The following is a 17,935-nucleotide window of genomic DNA, read 5'->3' as shown; positions in this document are numbered from 1 at the left end:
CTGAAGGGATTTTATATTTTACTGTGGATTTTTAACCAACAAACGGAAACCTTCTCCGTGTACGTTGATGATTTCCAATCCGTCATCTTCTTTCAACAGTTTTCTCAATTTTGCGATATAGACATCCATACTTCTTGCCGTGAAGTAATTCTCTTTTTTCCAGATTTTTCTTAGTGCCAAATCTCTCGGCATAAAGTCGTTTCTGTGGATGCAAAGCAACTTCAGTAGTTCGTTTTCTTTTGGAGACAATTTATATTCATTCTCTCCAACGCGAAGTTGTCTCAACATAGAATCAAAGAAAATATTACTGATTTTGAATTGCTCTTGGTCTTCATTTTCCAACACAGCACTTCTTTGTAGAATAGCTTTGATTTTGTATAGAAGTAGTTCAGTATCAAATGGTTTTGTGATATAATCGTCTGCGCCAAGTTGATAACCTTTTAAGATGTCTTCACGCATATTTCTTGCTGTCAAGAAGATGATTGGTGTGTTTTTATCAATTTTCTTCACATCTTCTGCTAATGAAAATCCGTCTTTTTTCGGCATCATCACGTCGAAGATACAGATGTCAAATTCTTTCTCTGTAAACTCTTTCAGTCCCATTTCTCCATCGGTTGCCAAGGTAACCTCGAAGTTGTTTATCGTCAAATAATCTTTCAGAACTGCACCAAAACTCTGGTCGTCTTCTACTAATAATATTCTATTACTCATATTTTTAATTTTACTTTGATTAATAATTGATTAGAGATAAATGATAATTGATTTTCAGAATCGCTTATCAACCACCATTTATTATTTATATTTTAAACCATTGGTAACTTGATGGTAAATGTACTTCCTTTCCCTTTATGAGAATCTACGGAAATTTGTCCTTTATGGATTTCAATGATTTTCTTCACGTAAGACAATCCAAGACCTTGCCCTTTTACGTTGTGGATATTTCCTGTTTCTTCTCGGAAGAATTTTTCGAAAATTTTGGTTTTATTCGTTGCATCCATTCCCATTCCTTTGTCAGATATTTCGATGACGTAGAAGTTGCCTTCATTTCTTGTGCTTACCTTAATTTCCGGCGTTTCTGGTGAATATTTGTTGGCGTTGTCAAGAAGATTGATCAGTGCATTTGAGATGTGAAACTCATCCACCAAGAAATTATATTTTGTCGCATTAAAATCTGTCGTCAAGCTTCCTTTTCGCTCATCCACAATCAATCGGAAAGATTCTGCAACATTCTTTATCAGTTGTCTCACGTTGGTTTCTTTCAGGTGCAACGGCATTTCGTTTCGTTCCAGTTTGGACATATTCAGAACCGTTTCTACCTGTTTTTTCATTCGGATATTTTCCTGTTTTATCAATCCGGAGTAATATTTCACTTTATCGGGATTGGTTGCGATCAGGTCGTTTGCCAAAGAATCCGCCGCAACGGAAATGGTTGCCAAAGGCGTTTTGAACTCGTGCGACATATTATTGATGAAATCCGTTTTGATTTCCGCAATTTTCTTCTGACGCATCATATAATTGATGGAGATAATATAAATCCCAAGAATCGTCAGCAACGAGATGAAAGTTCCCAAAAGCATCGGCAGATTGTGTTTCACCAAAGAGAAATCGTTCCTCGGGAAAACGATCGCGAGTGTGTATAATGTTCTGTCTTTACTATCTGTGAAAAGCGGATAAGTATAATTTGTTTTTTCTTTTTGGTCTAGATAAATGTTGTTGGCAACCGTCGTCAATTTATTTGTTTTATTGATGACACCGTAACCGAATTTTGTGGTAATTCCTTTGAGTCTCAATTCTTTAGTTACAACAGAATCGATGATCTTGCCATCAACTCGTTTTTCGATTGGAAGATTGGTTGCGCTGAGTCTCGCAAACTCTTTCATCTGATAAGAATTGTTGTCAATATCTCTGCTGAGGTTGGTAGTCAACGGTTCTGGCGAGCTTCTTTTCAGTTTTAATTGACCTTCGTCCTTGTAAAGTTTTGTAGTGAATAGTGTGTCACCTTTCGCTGAAACCGGAATGTTTTGTTTTTCAACAATGCTGGTCTGGAAAAGGATATTAGCTCTATCTGCAGAGTCAGAACTTTGCTGAATGTAAGTTTTCGTAGGTTGGTTTGATGATGCTAAAACTTCTTTCCCAACATTGTTATAAGTCTCGTTCCAGTATTTGTTTACCTCGATTTGATTTACTTTTTGAGTTGAAGTTTCCAGGGCTGAGTAAACTTTGTTGGAGAAATCCTGCTCCAAAGACGTATACAATTCTTTGATCCAATACAACTGCAAAGAAACAAAAACGATAAGCGAGATTGTCATAAATACAGAAATAATCGGAATGAATTTGTTATTCATATTAATTTTTAAGTTTGAAAAGTTAAAATTACTGATTTTAAGAATGTCGTGATAAAAAATCACGTTTGAAATTATTAAATTTTTCTTAAAATCGACGTATTTAACATTTTTTTGTGAATAATCAAATATGTTGCCATAAGAAAAGTTTGGTGTGATTTTTTATGATTAAGTTTATAAAATAGATAACGTTATGAATTCAGAGATTATTTTCAACACCGATTTAGATTCTGCAACGGCTTATATTTCTAAGATTTATGATGCAGACGTGACAGAACTTTGGGATTATTTTACCCAATCCGAATTGATAGACCAATGGTGGGCGCCAAAACCGTGGAAATGCGAAACCGAAAAAATGGATTTCCGAGAAGGTGGAAATTGGCTGTACGCAATGGTCGGCCCAGAAGGCGAGAAGGAATTTGCAATCGCAAACTTTGGCGAAATAATGCCACACAGAAGTATTTCCTGGACAGATGCTTTCGCTGATGACAAAGGAAAAGTGAAAGCGACTTACCACAAACCACTTGGCTAATAGGCTTCACAGGAATCGATGAAGGTACAAGAATGACCTTCAATCTGCATTTCAATTCAAAAGAAGAACTGACTCAAATTGTAGAAATGGGATTTGAAGAAGGCTTCAAAATGGGATTGAATCAGTTGGAAGATTTACTGTCACAGAATTAAAATTACTCCCTCTAGGGCTGGGGAAATAATTTTAATTCTTACTCCAAATCAATCTCCTCATCCTGAAAATACTGAATAATCGCTTTTTTCATCAAGAGCGATTGTTCGTTTGGTTTCAACTCTGGCAAATCGTCGAGTTTGTCATAGTGAGGCCAACCATCTTCGTAATGCGTAAATTTATAATAACCAAAAGGCTCCAACAATCTGCAAACCGCGATGTGCAAAAGATTGACCTTATCGTCTTTCGTGAATTTCTGCTGTCCGCTTCCTAATTCCTGAACACCAATGATAAAAAGTAAGGTATCGATTGGCGGGTTTTTTTCGGTTTGAAAATTAACTTCGAAAAAACGTTCTACTTTTTTCCAGATTTCTGCTTCGCTCATAATCATTCTCCTGCTTCTTTCAAAGCTTGGATTTCTATTTCAAATGAAATTCTAAAATCGGTCGCTTTTATTTTTTCTAAAAAAGGTTTGATGGATGGAATTACACCATTTAATTTTGCCTTAATGATAATGCCAATTGTCCCCGTAAATACTAGTCCAAGATTTTGGGCGATCTTTCGCGCTTTGAAATCATCCAGTATCAATGTGCTATTTGCCACCTCCAGAGCCAAAGCTATTGCGCTGGATTCACCTTTGTCAATCTGCGTTTCCAAGATTCTTTGGGTATTTTGACTTTCTGCAGATTTGATGTTTACCCAATCTGGTAGAATTTCTCCGAATTCTTCTGCAATATCAGGTGTGGTGATGATTTCCCCATACAACTTTTGTAAGATGTCGAGTTCCCCAATTTTTGATAGAATAATGAAACAACTTGTGTCACAAATAATTATTCTATGCATTTTTCACATCGTTTGACAAGTCCGAAGATGGATAATTGAATATCGAAACATTGTAACGGCTTAATAATTCGGCAAAGCTACGCTTCGTCAGGCCAGCTAATTCCGAAGCTTGGCCGAGTGAAAGTTTGCCTTTTTCATATAGATTCGATGCCAAATGCATGACAAGCTCTCGGTTTTCAATATCTATACTATCCGGAATATTTAATGTGATGGTTTTCATATATCAAATATATAATTTTTTATTTTGACTGCAATTCGGAACTGAGTCTCAAGATTTATCCTCTATCTTCAAAAGGAACGCGTATTCAAGAGCGATTTCTTTCAAACTTTCAAATCGTCCGCTCGCACCGCCGTGACCAGAACTCATGTCGGTTTTGAAAATCAGAATGTTGTCATCCGTTTTCAATTCTCTCAATTTCGCGGTCCATTTTGCGGGTTCCCAATATTGAACTTGAGAATCGTGGAAGCCTGTGGTAATTAATATGTTAGGATAATTTTTTGCTTCTACATTATCGTAAGGCGAATAGGATTTCATATAGTCATAATATTCCTTTTCATTCGGATTTCCCCATTCGTCGTATTCCCCGGTTGTCAAAGGAATTGTATCGTCCAACATCGTCGAAACCACGTCCACGAAAGGAACTTGTGCCACAATCCCGTTGAAAAGTTCCGGATTGTAATTCATCACCGCGCCAACCAAAAGTCCGCCGGCACTTCCGCCCATTGCGTAAAGGTGCTTTGGCGACGTGTAATTTTCTGATATTAAGTATTTTGTGGAATCAATGAAATCAAAAAACGTATTCTTTTTCTGAAGCATTTTTCCGTCTTCGTACCATTCTCTGCCCAGATATTCTCCGCCTCGGATGTGTGCGATGGCGTAGATGTAACGTCGGTCAAGTAGCGTCAATCGAACGCTGGAAAAGCTCGCATCCACCGTGTGACCGTAGCTTCCGTAACCGTAAAGCAAAAGTGGCGTGTTTTCGGATTTTGGTGTGTCTTTGTGATAGACCAATGAAATCGGAACTTTCTTTCCATCTCTTGCGGTTGCCCAGATTCTCTCTGAGATATAATTTTCTTTGTCGAATTTTCCGCCCAAAACTTCCTGTTCTTTCAGGAGTTTGGTGGTTTTTTCTTTCATATCGTATTCGTAAGTCGAAGCGGGTTTTGTCAAAGACGTGTAGCCGAAACGCAATTTTTCGGTGTCAAATTCCATATTCGTTCCGATGTACGCCGTGTAAGTCGGGTCGGAAAATGGCAGATAATGGGAATCTCCGGTTTTGCTTTCGATGATTTTGATTTGAAGAAGTCCGCTTTCCCGTTCTTCCAAAACGAAATAGTCATTGAAAATCTCAAAGCCTTCCAACAGTACATTTTCTCTGTGCGGAATAAAATCTTCCCAATTTTCAATTGATGGATTCTCTACTTTCGTCTTTACAATTTTAAAGTTGGTCGAATCATCTGCATTCGTAATGATGTAAAAGTCATCTTGATAATGCTCCACAGAATATTCCAAATCCTCAGTTCGTTCCTGAATGATTTTCCAATCCGCAAAGACATCATTGGAAGGAATAAATCTGTGCTCGTCTTCATTTGTGCTTGATGAAGAGATGAAAATGTAATCTAAAGTCTTGGTTTTATAAACATTAACGTCAAAAGTCTCATCTTCCTCGTGGAAAATCAAAACATCTTTTTCAGTTTCAGTTCCCAACTCGTGGCGATGGATTTGAAAAGCTCTCAGACTTTCATCTTTTCTAATGTAAAAGACATAATTGTTATCATTGGACCACACCGCTTTTCCGGTCGTGTTGTCAATTTCGTCTCCGAAAATTTCGCCGGTTTTTATATTCTTGAAGAAAATCTTATAAATTCTTCTCCCGACAACATCCGTTGAAAAAGATAGAATGTCATTATTAACGCTGATAGAAATGCTCCCAATATCGAAATATTCCTTTCCTTCAGCCAAAACATTCGCATCCAAAAGAATCTCTTCTTCATTCTCCAAGGTTTGAAACTTTCTTGAGAAAATCGGATATTCTTTCCCATCCTCATATCTTACGATGTACCAATATTGATTGAAAAAATAAGGCAGAGATTCGTCATCTTTTTTGTAGCGGGATTTCATTTCCTCGTAAAGGTCATTCTGTAGGTCTTCCGTTTCCTTCATCACAAAATCTGTGTAGGCATTTTCTTCCTCCAGATATTTGATGACTTCGGGATTTTCTCTTTCATTCATCCAGAAATAAGGGTCGTTCCTTTGGTCGTTGTGAATTTCGAGAAGTTTTTCTATTTTTTTTGCTTTTGGAGCGTTCATTTTTTAAGGTAATTTTAACTAAGCTATACTTAAATTTTCTCGCAGATTCGGCAGATCCAGCAGATTTTAATTTGGAAAAATGATCTGCTAAATTTGCAAAATCTGCGAGAAATTATTTTTATTAAATAACTTACCGTTTAACAAATTTAAACAAAAAACCATCCCGAAAATTTCGGGACGGCTTTGATTTATGTTATCAGTAATTACTTATTGATGCTTTTGATGTATTTTTCTATCGCCATTGTCATAGATGGTGTTTCTTTCGTTGGAGCCATTACGTTGACCGTCAATCCAGCTTCTTCTGCGGCCGCCTGAGTTGTGGTTCCGAAAACGGCAATCTTCGTTTCTTTCTGTTCAAAATCTGGGAAGTTGATCTTCAACGACTTGATTCCTTGCGGACTGAAGAACACCAACATTTCGTAATCGTCGATGTTGATATCGGTCAAGTCGCTGGCAACTGTTTTGTACATTACTGCTCTTGTCCATTCGATGTTCGAAGAATCCAAAACTTTTGGAACTTCTGGTGTCAAAATATCAGATGATGGCAGAAGATACTTTTCTGAAGGATGTTTTTTGAACAATGGTGCCAAGTCGGAAAAAGTCTTCTCGCCGAAGCTGATCTTTCTTTTTCTGTAAACGATATGTTTCTGCAGATAGTTGGCAATTGCCTCAGACTGGCAGATGTAGCGCATAGAATCCGGCACTGTAAATCTCATTTCTTCCGCAAGACGAAAATAATGATCGATCGCGTTTTTGCTTGTGAAAATGATGCCTGTGTACTGAGTAAGGTCGATTTTCTGCGTTCTGAGTTCTTTCGCATCCACCCCTTGAACGTGAATAAAAGGACGGAAATCAATTTTGATTTTCTCTTTTTTTGCAATCTCCAAGTAAGGAGATGATTCATTAGGAGCGGGTTGTGAAACAAGAATAGATTTGATTTTCATCTTAAAATGTTTAATAAAACAAGAACTTCCAAAGTACCAAAACGGGTACTATTTGAAGCGTGCAAATATACAAAAATTTATAATACCATTTTTCTGGCAAAATAGCTTGATTGTGAAAAATATAGATCAAGTTTTTTAATACGAATAATGAGATTAATACGAAAATGATGACATAAAAATATCGTACCAAATCCAATGGATAATAGTAAAGTGCAAATCCTGCGACAATCAATCCGATGGACTCTAGGAAAAAAAACTTGCTGGAAATCAGAGCCAGACCTTTCAGATTTTTGCCATCGCCAACACTGTTGTAGAAAAGAAACGTGAGCAAATTTTTGATCATGTCAAAAGAAACGACTGCTAAAAATGTAAATCCAAATTTATTTAGTTGAAATCCAAATAGCTGAACATGAGAAATAAACCTTGGAACGACCGGTACAAATTGAGATAAAAGTAAAGAAATCATCACCGCTCTCACGATGGAAATAATCGCCCAAGATGGCAGGAGATTATTGGAGTCTTCTATCTTTTGCAAAAGAAAATCCTTGATGTTAGCATCTCGGTTGAAAACAGAAAGCACGATGATATAGGCAAAAATACTCCCGAGAATACAATATACCACCCAATCGTTATGTTCTGCTATTCTTACCAAGCTTCAAATTTTTTGCAAAAATAAGAATTAGAAATTGTTATCGGTTTATTTTGTTTATTAAATCATTCAGATAATTTTTCAAGGGAAATCCTAATTCTCATCGATATTATTTCTATTTTTAATTCGATTAAAACTTTGCGCAATCAAAATGAGCCTCAAAACCTTTGTCATATTAATGTCTGTCGTCGGCATATTTTATATTCCTGGGAAAATTCTCATTTCGAATAATGCTTTAAAACAAGTCAGCGCAACGGTAACCGAAGTTAGGAAAAGCGGAAACAGAGTTGCTTATTTTATGTTCAAGACCAAGGAATATCCTGGTGTTTTTTACAATTCAGGAAACGGGATGCTTTCGTATTTCAAAGATGACCAAGCGATCTTGAATACTTCCATCAATAAAAAACTGACTTTCTATATTAATGAAAGCGAAACCTTAGAAAGTGAGGAAGATAAATTTTACATTGCCCTAGAGTCGAAATCGAAATGGAGGGATTTGTTCTATTACAACATCAAATCCTTTACAAAGTTTTTCTTTGCCTTATTCTGTCTTTTTCTTTTGATAATCAACACCATTGCAATCTATAGATATAAAATGAAGTTTTTTGAGATCACATTTATGGTTTATTTCATCCTATTCTTTTTGGTGCTTGGATTTTAAATGGGAAAATTATTTCACACTATCCATAAAATTGACAGCTTCATCAAACCTATTGCTCCAAGGTAAAAAATATTGCAAGACCATCGGAACGTGTTTTTTATTGAGAATAATTGATTTCACATCTGGCTGGAAAGGTTTCAATGCTTTCAAAAAATTTTCATTTGCGACTTTTATGGAAGGATAAGTTTTCTTGCCTACATAGATTATAAAAGGTGGCGTTTTCTCATTAATGAAATAGATGGACGACGCTTGTTTCCATATTTCAGGGTCTTTGCTCCACGTGATATCGTAATTATCTGCTGAAGTTGGCGGATATTTTTCGAGATAATTTTTCATATCAATCCCAGCACCATCAATTAAGATGATTCCCGAAATCGTTTTCTCTGGAATTCCATATTTGGGATTCATCACCGCGGAAGTTGATAATTGCCCGCCTGCGGAATGACCTGAGATGAAAATTCGTTCTGGATTTCCGTGATATTTTTGCGCATTGACTTTTGTGAATTGAATGGCTGACGCAATTTCCTTGGTCATTTCATTCACATCGGCATTAGGACTCAAAGTGTAATCTGGAATCACGACCACCATATTTTTACGGGCAAAGTTTCTCCCGAGAAGATTGTATTTGTTTTTATTTCCGGTGTTCCAGTTGCCTCCATAAATAAAAATGAGGATTGGAAAGTTTTTGTCCTTGCTGGTTTTCGGTGTGAAAATATTCAGTTTTACATCTTCTCCTTTATGGTTTTTGGTGTAGGAAATATCTTTGTAAATCCTTGTTGGTCTGCAACTGATTGTCATTAAAGCTATAAGAAGGAATGTTGTAATTGGTTTTTGCATTTCAATTTTATTGATAAGATTAGATACGAGTAATATGAGTTTTTAGATTTTATGTCGTCTTGAGGACAATCACTTTTTAATTTAGTTTGAGAAGTAGAGACGTATTTGGGGATAATAATTGACTAAATTAATGTTAAGAATCGAAATGTAAATATGTAGATACAAATACATAATTTTGTAATCTAATATGTATTATAAAAATTATTATGAAGAAAATTTATTTTATTCTTTTACTTGTCTCAACTTTGCTTTTTTCTCAAAAAGGGAATATCAATATTGATTCAAACTTTGCTAATAATGGCAGTGTTCTAATTTCTGCGGGATCGGGAAGTTTATACAAAAATTTGGATGACAGCTTTTTTGTAGTCTATCTAACAGGATATTTTCCTTTATCTTATAGCATTAATAAATACAACTCTGAGGGGGTTTTAGATACGACATTCGGGAATTTGGGACAGATTACTTCTCAGAATTATGCGCAGGATAGTTTCAGGATTGATAAGAATGGCTATATCTACCTATTGGAAAATGCAAATAACACACAAGACTGGTTTTTGAAACGCTACACACCATCTGGAATAATAGATAGTAGTTTTGGAGTCCAGGGGAAAACGTCAATTACCAGTGGTTTGAGATATGGGAAAGTAGAATTGTATCAGAATAAAATCTACATAAATCTATTAGATGTCAATAATAAAAAAACGAATGTCTATCGTTTTGATCTCAATGGAAGTATTGACAGTGTATTTGGTACGGCAGGAATTTTAACATTAGATAATGCTTTAAGTTATACTAAACTTTCAAACGACAAAATTTTGGGCGTTGTTCCTACAGTCTTTAATAATTTTAGTGCTCTCGTACAGTATAATTTGGACGGAACCAAGGATACTTCATTTGCTAATAATGGTGTATTCGAAATTGATAGTGAATTTTATCTTCCCAGTGGAAATGTTGCAAATATTGATGAAAATGGAAACATTAATCTATTTCTTGCCAAATCAGCAAGCAACTCTAACGATACCAAAAAATTAGTAAAACTTAAAAGTAACGGAACGCAAGATATCAGTTTCAACAATACAGGATCTTTTACATACACATCAACTAATGTATATTATTCCTACTCATTCAGGAATAATAACGAAATTTATTTGGTGGGGATGGGAAATGGCGCTTATGTAAGTAGAATTAATAATTCAGGTCTTGATGCGTCGTTCAACCAAAATGGAATTAAGAGGGAGGATTCTTTTCAGATTTTTTCAGACGGTTTTGTTCAGTCAAATAATAGATTGATTTGCTTGGGCTTAGTTCCTGGGACTGATGGTAATTCCAGATTATCAATAGTTGGATTTAAAGGAGATAATCAATTGAGTACTAATGATACAAAAACATCATACTTGAGAGTTTATCCTAATCCCACAAATGACTTTTTGATATTTGATGGAATTCAAGAATCTAATTTCTCCGTGAGAATTGCCGATGTATCTGGAAGAACAGTAAAACATAAAAAAGATAATCAAAAAATAGATGTAAGGAATTTGGTGTCGGGAACTTACTACATTGAAATAGTGACATTAAAAAATACATTTAAAAAAACTTTTATAAAAAAATAATTTAAAATGCCAATTTCAATAATTGGCATTTTTTCTTTAAACGAAGCCACAGCTAATTATTAAAAAAATATAAATTAATTGGTAGAGAATTAATCACTTTTCTATTAAAAAAAGTTAATTTCCACCGCGCCAAATAAACATTAACGATTAAAGATTATCTTTGCGGATTATTTGCCGGATGAAGAAACTTGTCATTATTCCCACCTACAACGAAAAAGAGAACGTCGAAAAGATCATTTCGGCTGTTTTTGCTTTGGAACAGGATTTCCACGTTTTGGTGGTGGACGATTCTTCGCCCGATGGAACGGCTGAGATCGTCAAAAATCTGCGTGAAAAATTTCCGCTTCAATTGCATTTGACCGTTCGAAAGATCAAAGACGGTTTAGGAAAAGCTTACATTCACGGTTTCCAGTGGGCGATTCACAACGAATATGATTACATTTTCGAAATGGATGCCGATTTTTCGCACAATCCAAAAGATTTGATAAGACTTTTCGAAGCTTGCAAATCGGCAGATATGGCCGTTGGTTCCAGATATTCTCAAGGTGTAAATGTGGTGAACTGGCCAATGGGAAGGGTTTTGTTGTCTTATTTTGCGTCGAAATATGTAAGATTTGTCCTCGGACTTCCAATTCACGATACGACGGCGGGATTTGTTTGTTTTAAAAAAGAAACCTTGATCGCAATTGGTCTCGATAAGATCAAATTGAAAGGTTACGGTTTCCAGGTTGAAATGAAATATCGCGTTTTCAAGAAAGATCTGAAGATCGTGGAAGTGCCGATTATATTTACAGACAGGACAGAAGGCGTGAGCAAAATGAACGGCGGAATCATCCAGGAAGCAATTTTTGGTGTTCTGAATTTGAAATGGAAAAACCTGATCGGAAAATTATAACATTATAAAAACCACATAGAAACATAGAAATTTCAAATCAGAGATGAGCAAAAAAGGACAAATAGCTATTTTAACTTTTGAAGAAAATTTTCTTCCTAAAAATCTATTGTGCCTATGTGGTGGAAAAATTAATATGAAGCATTTTGTTTTTTCTTTAATGATGATTTTCAGCGTTTTGTCCTGTACGGAAGCGATAGAAAAACCGAAAGATATTCTCGATGAAGAAAAGATGTCCGAGATCATCGCTGACTTTGCAATCAATGAACAGCAATTCACCATCGGAACCAATATCAATTCTGAAAACGCGACAAGATTTATCTTGAAAAAATATAAAATCAAAGGCCAGCTTTTCACGGATAGCTATCAATATTATATGACCAAGCCAGAGACAATGAAAGAAATCTTGGACGAGGCGCAGGAAATTATTAAAGCAAAAGACCCGAAAGCTGAGGCTTTTATCAATAAAAAATTAAAAGACAATCCTGGAATTCCGCCACAAGCAAGATAGATTTGCAGTCTGGTTTTCCATTCGAGAATCATCGAAAAAGGATTAAAAATCATAAGAATGAAATTTTTTGAAATCGAAAAAACTTCAGAATCAAAAGCTAGAGCTGGAGTTATCAATACTGACCACGGACAGATCCAAACCCCGATTTTTATGCCAGTTGGAACGGTTGCCTCTGTGAAAACCGTTCACCAGAGAGAACTTAAAGAAGACATCAAAGCGCAGATCATCTTAGGAAATACCTACCATTTGATGCTACGTCCGACGATGGACATTATGGAAAAAGCGGGCGGACTTCACCAATTTATGAATTGGGATTTGCCAATTTTGACAGACTCCGGTGGTTATCAGGTTTTTTCGTTAGCAAAAAGTAGAAAAATCACGGAAGAAGGCGTGAAGTTTAAATCACATATCGACGGGAGTTTGCATTTTATGTCGCCGGAAGTTTCGATGCAAATCCAAAGACAGATTGGTGCGGATATTTTTATGGCTTTTGATGAGTGTATTGCTTATCCAAGCGACTATAACGCTGTAAAAACATCAATGGAGCTTACGCACCGTTGGTTGAAAAGATGCATCACTTGGACTGAGGAAAATAAAGAATTGTACGGTCATAAACAACGATTGTTCCCAATTGTCCAAGGTTCTTGTTATTCAGATTTAAGGAAAATTTCTGCTGAGGTGATTTCAGAGGCTGGTGCAGAAGGTAACGCAATCGGTGGACTTTCCGTTGGCGAGCCAGAACCGGAAATGTACAGGATCACAAATGAAGTGACGGACATTCTCCCGAAAGACAAACCAAGATATTTGATGGGCGTTGGAACACCTTGGAATATTCTGGAAAGTATTGGTTTTGGCGTGGATATGATGGATTGCGTAATGCCGACCAGAAATGCGAGAAACGCAATGCTCTTCACTTGGCAAGGTGTGATGAATATGAAAAACGAACGTTGGAAAGAAGATTTCTCCCCGCTTGATGAGTTTGGGACGAGTTTTGTGGACAGCGCTTACAGCAAGGCTTACGTGCGTCACCTTTTCGTTTCCAAGGAATATTTGGCAAAGCAGATTGCATCAATCCATAATTTGGCATTTTATCTTGATTTGGTGAAAGTTGCGAGAGAACATATCGTTGCAGGCGACTTCTATCAATGGAAAGATTCAATCATTCCACAGTTGAAGACAAGGCTTTAGAAGACTTAAGAAAAAAGTAAAAAGAATCAAGCGAAAATCAATTATCAATCATCATTTATCAATTATAACTCGATGAAAATCATAGACCTTTACGTCATCAAAAAATATTTGGGAACCCTCATTTTTATGTTGGCGCTTTTGTCTATCATCATTATGGTTGTGGATGTGCAGGCAAAAACGCCGAGGATCGAGAGCAATGGATTTACGGTTGGTTATTTCTTGCTCAATTTTTATCCGTTCTGGATCCTGAATTTGATTCTGACCTTTATGTCGATTCTGGTTTTTATCACGGTGATTTTCTTCACGTCCAGAATGGCGAATAACACGGAGATTGTTGCCGTCATCAGCAGTGGGGCGAGTTTCCACAGGTTTGCAAGACCATATTTGATCACATCGATTTTGATATTTATAATGACTTTGGCGGTCAATCATTTCATTTTGCCTTGGTCCAACATCAAGAAAAATATCCTCGAACCTTATACTTACAACAGTATGAACCGAGAAAAACTTCTTGGGAATATGACCATCGCGTCAAACATCAGTCCAACCGACTACATTTTTGTGAACAGCTACAACAAGAAGGAAAATCGCGGAACTGGCTATATGTACCAAAAATTTGACAAAAACAAAAAGCTTATTTATCAAATCTCGGCGATGGATATCCAGTGGGAAGCGAAGAAAAAGCATTTTGTTGTTAATAATTATACAGAACGAACGGCTGGAAAAAATGACACCGAAATCCTTGGAAGCGGAACAACGAAGATTCAGGATTTCAAGTTGCCACCTTCGGAATTGTTTCCGGACAAATTGGTGGCTCAAAACAAAACCACGCCCGAGTTGCTGACGATGATCGAGCGGGAAAAAATGAAAGGAAACAACAACGTAACTTCCTTTTACAATGAGCTTTATCAAAGAACCTCAATGCCTGTTTCCATTATTATTTTGACGTTTCTCGGACTCTCATTATCATCACAGAAAAAACGTGGCGGATTGGGACTTAATCTCGCATTAGGAATTGCTTTGGCGTTTTTGTTTGTCTTTTCATTCCAAGTTTTAAATGTGGTTTCCGAGAACAAAACCTTGACACCACTCTTGGCAATGTGGCTTCCGAACATCGTTTTTGCGCCTATTGCCGCTTATCTTTACATCAAAAGAGCGAATCAGTAATTTCATAATCGAGAATTATAAAATCTGTTCAATAGGAAAATTTCCGAATTCAATATAGAAGTTCAATCTCCTTGTGGAAGAACTTTTGCAAGCCTTCATTTTCCAGATCAATCCAGAGAAAACCATTTTTGTCAGCATTTTTGATAATGCCATTTTGGCGCAAATCATTTTTCTGAAAAACAGAGATTTCGTCTTTTCGGAAGAGCGATTGGTTATAGATATTCAGGATTTCTTCTTCTGGATTGATGTCCTGTATCCTTGAAATCAAATATTGATGGAACTGATGGGCGAATTCCTTCAAATCAAAACTTAACTCTGTGGCAGTCAATACAGAGCCGGCTTTTGGGAGATTTGAGAAATCGGTTTGAAGCACATTGATCCCAATTCCAAGGATGTAATATTCCACATTCTCAACTTTTTTCTTCTCGATGAGAATGCCACAGACTTTTTTTCCATTTAGTATAATGTCGTTTGGCCATTTTATTTTACAGCTTGCATTGGTCAGATTGGCAAGAAAATCTCGGACGATGATCGCGGTATAATAATTGACGAATGTATCGAAAATACGGATGTTTGAAGTTTTGATGGCGATAGAATAAGCCAGATTTTGATTGGGATTCACCTTCCAAATATTCCCATACTGTCCACGACCTTTTGTTTGATTAAAAGTAAAAACAGCAGTTGGTTCGTCTTCATTTAAAAGGGATAAAATTTCGTCGTTGGTAGAAAAACAATTTTCTAAGTGGAAAATTTGGCTCATTTATGAAAACTTTAAGAGATAATAAAAGTCAGAAACAAAAGATAAATAGATTAAAATCAATAAATTTGCAAATTAGACAATTTTTTTAATGAGTAAAATTACAGAAAAACAATTATTAATCGATAAGATCGTAGAATCGATTCAAGATACAAAAGGTGAAGATATTTTAGTCTTCGATTTAACAGGCATAGAAAACGCAGCAGCAGAAACTTTTATCATCTGCAGTGGAAACTCGAACACGCAGGTTTCCGCAATTGCAGGCAATATCCAAAAAAATGTAAGAAACGACCTCAATGACAGACCTTGGCACGTAGAAGGGACTGAGAACTCGATGTGGGTTTTGGTGGATTACGTTTCTGTGGTGGTACACATTTTCCAAAAAGAGATCCGCGAATATTACGATATCGAAGAGCTTTGGGGTGATGCAAAAATCACGAAAGTAGAAAGTTAAAAGATGCAATTTTGCATCATCAATATTTAAAAAATAAGAATGAATAACAAAGGATTCAATTGGTTTATACCCGTTATACTGGGACTTATTTTACTTATATTTCTTCCAGGACTTCTTGGAGATTCTATGGTAAAAAACATTGATGAGAAAGAATTTTACGATTATGTAGAAAAAGGGAAAGTGGGCGAAGTGATGGTCTATAGAGACAACTTCAAAGCCGATGTTTACCTTACGAAAGCGGCGAAGGCAGAATTGCAGAAAGGAGCAAAAAAAGATGATCCTCTTTCTGTGATCAACATCAAACCGAGTCCGGATTTTGTTTTGACTTATGGTGATCTTCGTTATTTCCAAGAGAGATTCGAAAGTATCAATGCCAATTTGCCAACCAAAGCTAGGATGGAATTTGGTAAAAGCCAAAGTGGTTTCTCTGAATTGCTATTCACCTTAGCACTTTGGGGTGGACTTTTCGCTTTACTATATTTCTTCATTTTTAGAAAAATGGGCGGTGGCGCTGGCGGACCTGGCGGACAGATCTTCAGCATAGGTAAATCCAAAGCAAAATTATTTGACGAAAAGGATAAAATGCAAGTGACATTCAAAGATGTTGCAGGATTGGAAGGCGCAAAAGAGGAAGTTCAGGAAGTTGTAGATTTCTTGAAGAACTCTGAAAAATATACTAAACTTGGTGGTAAAATTCCAAAAGGTGTTCTTTTGGTTGGACCTCCGGGAACAGGTAAAACTTTGTTGGCAAAAGCAGTTGCTGGTGAAGCTAAGGTTCCGTTTTTCTCACTTTCAGGTTCAGATTTCGTTGAGATGTTTGTAGGGGTTGGTGCTTCCAGAGTAAGAGATCTTTTTGCTCAGGCTAAAGCCAAATCTCCAGCCATTATTTTCATTGATGAGATTGATGCGATTGGTAGAGCGAGAGGAAAAGGCGGAATGCAAGGCGGAAACGACGAACGTGAAAATACATTGAACCAATTGCTTACAGAAATGGACGGTTTTGGTACGGATGTAAACGTAATCGTAATGGCGGCTACAAACCGTGCAGATATTTTGGACAAAGCATTGATGAGAGCAGGACGTTTTGACCGTTCTATCTACGTGGATCTTCCAGAATTACACGAGAGAAAACAAATCTTCGAAGTTCATTTGGCTAAAATTAAAATGGACGACTCCATCGATAGAGAGTTTTTGGCAAAGCAAACGCCGGGATTCAGCGGTGCTGATATTGCGAATGTTTGTAATGAAGCGGCATTGATTGCGGCAAGAAACTCTCACGAATCTGTAAACAAACAAGATTTCTTGGACGCAGTTGATAGAATCATCGGTGGTCTTGAGAAGAAAAATAAAGCCATCAAACCTTCTGAAAAAAGAAGAGTTGCCTTCCACGAGGCTGGTCACGCTACAATTTCTTGGTTGGTAGAGCACGCAGCGCCACTTCTGAAAGTGACGATCGTTCCAAGAGGACGTTCACTTGGAGCGGCTTGGTATCTTCCGGAAGAGAGACAATTGACAACGACTCAACAAATGTTGGATGAGGTTTGTGCCACACTTGGCGGTAGAGCTGCAGAACAAGTTGTTTTTGGCAACATATCCACTGGTGCGCTATCAGATCTTGAAAGAGTGACGAAACAAGCTCAGGCGATGGTTACAATCTACGGTCTGAACGACAAGGTAGGAAACATTTCTTACTACGACAGTTCGGGACAATCTGAGTACAGCTTTGGAAAACCATATTCTGAACAAACTGCAAAATTGATCGACGAAGAGATTTCCAAATTGATCGAAACGCAATACGCAAGAGCCGTTAATATTCTGTCAGAAAACAGAGACAAATTGGACGCACTTGCTCAGAAATTATTAGAAAAAGAAGTGATTTTCCGCGAAGATCTTGAAGAGATTTTCGGAAAACGGGCTTGGGATCCAGAATTGACAGAAAAACCTGTATCAAGTCTTGATAATCCTGCTGATGCTGGAAACGTCTTAAATACAGAGAGTTAAAATACTCAAAGCATCATAAACTACAAAAAATCCTAACTTGATTAGGATTTTTTGTTAAAATAAAGTTTTGGTTTTTAGCCGATTAT

At 36.7% G+C, this 17,935-nt stretch carries 19 protein-coding genes; 9 read left to right on the top strand and 10 right to left on the bottom strand.

Annotation, left to right across the window (positions count from 1 at the left end):
- Positions 1–18 precede the first annotated feature (18 nt).
- Positions 19–711 carry a response regulator transcription factor gene (locus IO90_RS02205; protein ID WP_034963495.1) on the bottom strand — a complete coding sequence of 231 codons (693 nt, stop codon included), beginning with the start codon at positions 709–711 and terminating at the stop codon, positions 19–21.
- Between the two features lie 92 nt (positions 712–803).
- A complete protein-coding gene (locus IO90_RS02200) occupies positions 804–2,345 on the bottom strand; it encodes a sensor histidine kinase (RefSeq protein ID WP_034963494.1) in 1,542 nt (513 codons plus the stop codon).
- 190 nt (positions 2,346–2,535) lie between these two features.
- Here IO90_RS02200 and IO90_RS02195 point away from each other — a divergent pair, with 190 nt between their 5' ends.
- A complete protein-coding gene (locus IO90_RS02195; protein ID WP_228374634.1) occupies positions 2,536–2,874 on the top strand; it encodes an SRPBCC domain-containing protein in 339 nt (112 codons plus the stop codon).
- 190 nt (positions 2,875–3,064) lie between these two features.
- On the opposite strand, the gene IO90_RS02190 is transcribed toward IO90_RS02195, so the two are convergent.
- The 6 genes from IO90_RS02190 to IO90_RS02165 form a co-directional block, all read right to left on the bottom strand.
- Positions 3,065–3,409 (bottom strand): hypothetical protein, encoded by a 345-nt coding sequence (locus IO90_RS02190; RefSeq protein WP_274275665.1) that lies wholly within the window; start codon positions 3,407–3,409, stop codon positions 3,065–3,067.
- Positions 3,410–3,411: 2 nt separating this feature from the next.
- Positions 3,412–3,867, bottom strand: a complete 456-nt coding sequence (locus IO90_RS02185) for a DUF3368 domain-containing protein (RefSeq protein ID WP_034963490.1) — start codon at positions 3,865–3,867, stop codon at positions 3,412–3,414.
- Complete coding sequence (locus IO90_RS02180) at positions 3,860–4,087, bottom strand: UPF0175 family protein (protein WP_034963488.1); 228 nt, start codon at positions 4,085–4,087, stop codon at positions 3,860–3,862. The genes IO90_RS02185 and IO90_RS02180 overlap by 8 nt, the downstream gene beginning before the upstream one ends.
- Before the next feature lie 48 nt (positions 4,088–4,135).
- On the bottom strand, positions 4,136–6,178 hold the full coding sequence (locus tag IO90_RS02175) for a S9 family peptidase (protein WP_034963485.1): 2,043 nt from the start codon (positions 6,176–6,178) through the stop codon (positions 4,136–4,138).
- 203 nt (positions 6,179–6,381) lie between these two features.
- Positions 6,382–7,122, bottom strand: a complete 741-nt coding sequence (locus IO90_RS02170; RefSeq protein WP_034963484.1) for a uroporphyrinogen-III synthase — start codon at positions 7,120–7,122, stop codon at positions 6,382–6,384.
- A 10-nt stretch (positions 7,123–7,132) separates the two neighbouring features.
- Positions 7,133–7,774 (bottom strand): DUF4271 domain-containing protein, encoded by a 642-nt coding sequence (locus IO90_RS02165; protein WP_034963482.1) that lies wholly within the window; start codon positions 7,772–7,774, stop codon positions 7,133–7,135.
- Positions 7,775–7,922: 148 nt separating this feature from the next.
- Between IO90_RS02165 and IO90_RS02160 the strand changes: the two genes are divergently transcribed.
- Positions 7,923–8,432, top strand: coding sequence for a hypothetical protein (locus tag IO90_RS02160; RefSeq protein ID WP_131450803.1), 510 nt, complete (start codon positions 7,923–7,925; stop codon positions 8,430–8,432).
- 9 nt (positions 8,433–8,441) lie between these two features.
- Here the strand turns inward: IO90_RS02160 and IO90_RS02155 are convergent, their stop codons facing one another.
- On the bottom strand, positions 8,442–9,269 hold the full coding sequence (locus IO90_RS02155; RefSeq protein WP_034963479.1) for an alpha/beta hydrolase: 828 nt from the start codon (positions 9,267–9,269) through the stop codon (positions 8,442–8,444).
- Between the two features lie 206 nt (positions 9,270–9,475).
- Between IO90_RS02155 and IO90_RS02150 the strand changes: the two genes are divergently transcribed.
- The 5 genes from IO90_RS02150 to IO90_RS02130 all read left to right on the top strand — a co-directional run bounded on the left by IO90_RS02150 (position 9,476) and on the right by IO90_RS02130 (position 14,637).
- Complete coding sequence (locus IO90_RS02150; RefSeq protein ID WP_034963478.1) at positions 9,476–10,879, top strand: T9SS type A sorting domain-containing protein; 1,404 nt, start codon at positions 9,476–9,478, stop codon at positions 10,877–10,879.
- Between the two features lie 178 nt (positions 10,880–11,057).
- On the top strand, positions 11,058–11,774 hold the full coding sequence (locus IO90_RS02145) for a polyprenol monophosphomannose synthase (protein WP_034963477.1): 717 nt from the start codon (positions 11,058–11,060) through the stop codon (positions 11,772–11,774).
- A 133-nt stretch (positions 11,775–11,907) separates the two neighbouring features.
- The gene (locus tag IO90_RS02140) at positions 11,908–12,282 is read left to right on the top strand and encodes a DUF4296 domain-containing protein (RefSeq protein WP_034964213.1); all 375 of its coding nucleotides are present in this window, start codon (positions 11,908–11,910) and stop codon (positions 12,280–12,282) included.
- Between the two features lie 57 nt (positions 12,283–12,339).
- Positions 12,340–13,470, top strand: coding sequence for a tRNA guanosine(34) transglycosylase Tgt (gene tgt, locus IO90_RS02135; protein WP_034963476.1), 1,131 nt, complete (start codon positions 12,340–12,342; stop codon positions 13,468–13,470).
- Between the two features lie 72 nt (positions 13,471–13,542).
- Positions 13,543–14,637 carry an LptF/LptG family permease gene (locus IO90_RS02130; protein WP_034963474.1) on the top strand — a complete coding sequence of 365 codons (1,095 nt, stop codon included), beginning with the start codon at positions 13,543–13,545 and terminating at the stop codon, positions 14,635–14,637.
- Positions 14,638–14,686: 49 nt separating this feature from the next.
- Here IO90_RS02130 and IO90_RS02125 read toward each other — a convergent pair whose 3' ends face one another.
- A complete protein-coding gene (locus tag IO90_RS02125) occupies positions 14,687–15,397 on the bottom strand; it encodes a biotin--[acetyl-CoA-carboxylase] ligase (RefSeq protein WP_034963472.1) in 711 nt (236 codons plus the stop codon).
- Between the two features lie 88 nt (positions 15,398–15,485).
- Here IO90_RS02125 and rsfS point away from each other — a divergent pair, with 88 nt between their 5' ends.
- Positions 15,486–15,848 (top strand): ribosome silencing factor, encoded by a 363-nt coding sequence (gene rsfS / locus IO90_RS02120; RefSeq protein ID WP_034963469.1) that lies wholly within the window; start codon positions 15,486–15,488, stop codon positions 15,846–15,848.
- A gap of 39 nt (positions 15,849–15,887) precedes the next feature.
- On the top strand, positions 15,888–17,849 hold the full coding sequence (gene ftsH / locus IO90_RS02115) for an ATP-dependent zinc metalloprotease FtsH (RefSeq protein WP_034963467.1): 1,962 nt from the start codon (positions 15,888–15,890) through the stop codon (positions 17,847–17,849).
- Positions 17,850–17,935 lie beyond the last annotated feature (86 nt).

This window comes from Chryseobacterium sp. FH1 (assembly GCF_000735135.1).
Classification (GTDB): Bacteria; Bacteroidota; Bacteroidia; order Flavobacteriales; family Weeksellaceae; genus Epilithonimonas.
Note: the sequence above shows the minus strand (reverse complement) of the source record. Positions and strands in the feature narration are given on the sequence as shown.